This is a genomic window from Vibrio sp. 1069 (genome assembly GCF_033340555.1).
In genome coordinates this window covers 1-515 of sequence record NZ_JAWOWP010000955.1, presented here as the reverse complement: position 1 = coordinate 515, position 515 = coordinate 1, and the positions used below count along the sequence as shown (strand labels likewise).

The 515-nt window shown below is 43.9% G+C and carries 1 pseudogene; it reads left to right on the top strand.

The features are described 5' to 3' along the window. Positions 1–256: 256 nt before the first annotated feature. Positions 257–515: pseudogene (locus R7040_RS30005) on the top strand (dTDP-glucose 4,6-dehydratase); the annotation flags it as partial.

The following is a 515-nucleotide window of genomic DNA, read 5'->3' as shown; positions in this document are numbered from 1 at the left end:
AATCAAACCTAAGGATAGGTTGGCGTTGTGCACGATTTTTGAGCTCTGGAGTGTTGCATTGCTCGCTGTGGGAAGTGAGAGAGGAGGAATATATGAAGAGTCGATAGGGATACGGAGTTGCCGTGTCTCGTTTATTGAGTGATCACATCATTGAAATACAAGTTTCATATAGATTGAGCATTTCTGTCATTTTTCTTCTCCAAACTTCTTGCCGTTCAACAATTTATTCACTAACTATAAGATCGGGAAAGTAAAAATGAGCAAGGAAACCTTCGACGCAACGCGTTATAACCAAAGCGATAACAAGCCTTTTGAAGAAGTACTAGAAGCGAGTCTATCTCGTCGTAGCATCTTAAAAGGTGGCCTTGGTATCAGCGCAATGACTGCGTTTGGTGCTTTTGGATTGGCGGGCTGTAACTCTTCGAGCTCTGGCACGTCGGCAAGTAACGGTTCTGGCGTTTCGAAAGCGGTACTTAACTTTGACTCAATTCCTGGCTCGTTGACTGATGCCGTTT